This is a genomic window from Streptomyces phytophilus, from assembly GCF_013870535.1.
Taxonomy (GTDB): Bacteria; Actinomycetota; Actinomycetes; order Streptomycetales; family Streptomycetaceae; genus Streptomyces; species Streptomyces phytophilus.
Genome location: NZ_JACBXC010000909.1, coordinates 1 through 2,488 on the forward strand (window position 1 = coordinate 1; position 2,488 = coordinate 2,488).

The window sequence follows — 2,488 nt, forward strand, 5'->3', positions numbered from 1 at the left end:
GCGGCGAGGAAGCGCCACATGAGCAGGGTGTCGGCGGCGGCCTCGCGGGTGCCCAGCTCGGCGCCGATGAAGCCGGAGCTCCAGAAGGCGACGAGACCGCCGGATATGGCCGTGACACCCATGCTGACCTCCTGGATTAAACCGATCGGTTTACTCGATCTGGCCAGTGTACTAAACAGGTCGGTATACTCGCGAAGGGAGGTGGTCGCAGATGGCGGCACAGACAGCGGTGCAGCCGCGGCTCACGCCCGCGGCGCGGAAGATCCTGGACGCCGCGGAGACGCTCTTCTACAACCGCGGCATCACCGCCGTCGGCGTGGACCTCATCGCCCGCCGGGCGGGCGTGACGAAGAAGACGATCTACGACCGCTACGGCTCCAAGGACGCCCTCGTCGCCGCCTACCTGCGCCGGCGCGACGAGCGCTGGCGTACCTGGCTGCCCGCCGAGGTCGAGCGCACCGCCGCGGGCGGCACCGCCTGCGACCGGATCCTCGCCACCTTCGACGCGCTCGGCACCTGGATGGGCGGGCAGTCCCCGCGCGGGTGCAGCTTCGTCAACGCCGCCGCCGAACTGCCCGACCCCGGGCACGCCGGGCGCCAGGTCATCGCCGACCAGAAGCACTGGCTGCGCGGCTATCTGCGCGAGCTGTGCGAGCGGGCCGGCGCCGCCGACCCCGGGCTGCTCGCCGACGAGCTGCTGCTGATCCACGAGGGCGCCACCGTGCTCTACGGGCTGTCCGCCGTGCCCGACCCCGTCACCGTCTCCCGGCGCTTCGCCGAGGCCGCGCTGCTGCGCGCCGGCTGCACCGCCTGAGCCGTACGCGCCGTCCGGGGCCGACGCCCGTACGCCGCAGGGCCTCCACCCGCGTACGCCGCCCAACTCCCGGTGGCGGCGCGGAAGTCGTGCCGCCGCACCCATTGACGAACCCTCTGTGCCGCTCTACTTTCAGCGCGTCGTACTTCGTACGTCATATATGAGACGCGATACCTGAGATATCCAAGGGCGCCCATGACCTTCGCTCCAGGCCCGATCCCCTCCCGCACGCAGTACGTGCAGGACGCGATCAAACACGCCATCCTCACCGGCAAGCTCACCCCGGGACAGCCGCTCGTCGAGGCCGACCTCGCCGCGCAGTTCGGGGTCTCCAAGACGCCGGTGCGCGAGGCGCTCAAGACGCTGGCCGGCTCCGGGCTGGTGGTGATGAGCCAGTACAAGGGCGTCACCGTGCGCACCGTGGACGCCGCCATGGCCCGCGAGGTCTACGACGTGCGCCTGCTGCTCGAACCCGAGGCGCTGCGCCGCACCGTCGCGCTCGACGCCTCGCTGCGGGCCGCGGAAGAGGCCCTGGCGCGCGCCGAGTCCGCGCCCGACGCCGCCGACCGCAGCCTCGCCAACCGCGACTTCCACCGCGCCCTGTACCTGCCCTGCGGCAACCCGCTGCTCAGCCGCATGCTCGACGACCTGCGCGACCAGGCCGCGCTGGTCTCCACCGTCGCCTGGTCCGCCAACCCCTCCTGGGAGCACGAGGCCGGCGAGCACCGGGAGATCCTCCGGCTCGCCGCCGCCGGGGACGCGCGGGCGGCGGGCGCCGCGCTGCACGACCACATCGCCTCGTTCCTCGCACGCGCGTTCCCCGCATGACCGCGGCCCCATCCGCCGCCCCGACCGCGGCCCCATCCGCCGCCCCGACCGCCGACGCCGCCCCCGACAGGAAGGCCGGCTCCATGGACCACCTCAGGCCCGCGCTCGCCGAGGCCGTCGCCATCCCCGTCACGCCCTTCGACGCGGCCGGCGCCCTCGACGAGGACGCGTACCGCGCGCTGCTGCGCCGCCTCCTCGACGGCGGCGTACGGACCGTTACCCCCAACGGCAACACCGGCGAGTACTACTCCCTCGGCCCCGGCGAGCGCCGCCGCGTCACCGAGCTGACCGTCGCCGAGGTCCGCGGCGAGGCCGCCGTCATCGTCGGCGTCGGACACGACCTGCCCACCGCCGTCGAGGCCGCCCGGCACGCGGGGGAGACGGGCGCCGAGATGGTGATGGTGCACCAGCCCGTGCACCCGTACGTCTCGCAGAGCGGCTGGGTCGACTACCACCGCGCCATCGCCGAGGCCGTGCCCGGCCTCGGCGTCGTGCCGTACATCCGCAGCGACCGGCTCGACGGCGCCCGGCTGGCCCGGCTCGGCGAGCTGTGCCCGAACGTCGTCGGCGTCAAGTACTCCGTCCCGGACGCCGCCCGCTTCGCCGCCTTCGCGCGGGACGCCGGGGCGGAGCGGTTCGCCTGGGTCGCCGGGCTCGCCGAGCTGTACGCGCCCGCCTACTGGGCCTGCGGCGCCACCGGCTTCACCTCCGGCCTGGTCAACGTCGCGCCCAAGCTGTCGCTCACGATGCTGGAGGCGCTGCGCGCCGCCGACTACCCCGCGGCCATGCGCGTCTGGGAGCAGATCCGCCCCTTCGAGGACCTGCGCGCCGCCGACGCCTCCGCCG

The 2,488-nt window shown here is 74.0% G+C and carries 3 protein-coding genes; all 3 read left to right on the forward strand.

Features of this window, described 5'->3' with window-relative positions; genetic code table 11:
• Positions 1-211 precede the first annotated feature (211 nt).
• On the forward strand, positions 212-814 hold the full coding sequence (locus H5J30_RS27020; RefSeq protein WP_181789939.1) for a TetR/AcrR family transcriptional regulator: 603 nt from the start codon (positions 212-214) through the stop codon (positions 812-814).
• A gap of 195 nt (positions 815-1,009) precedes the next feature.
• Positions 1,010-1,642, forward strand: coding sequence for a GntR family transcriptional regulator (locus tag H5J30_RS27025; protein WP_181789940.1), 633 nt, complete (start codon positions 1,010-1,012; stop codon positions 1,640-1,642).
• A gap of 83 nt (positions 1,643-1,725) precedes the next feature.
• Positions 1,726-2,488, forward strand: a 763-nt coding sequence (locus H5J30_RS27030; protein ID WP_181789941.1) for a dihydrodipicolinate synthase family protein, incomplete at its 3' end; no start/stop codon positions are given.

Coding starts and splice junctions, on each gene's coding strand:
- H5J30_RS27025 (WP_181789940.1), top strand. CDS start 1,010: ATGACCTTCGCTCCAGGCCCGATCCCCTCCCGCACGCAGTACGTGCAG.
- H5J30_RS27020 (WP_181789939.1), top strand. CDS start 212: ATGGCGGCACAGACAGCGGTGCAGCCGCGGCTCACGCCCGCGGCGCGG.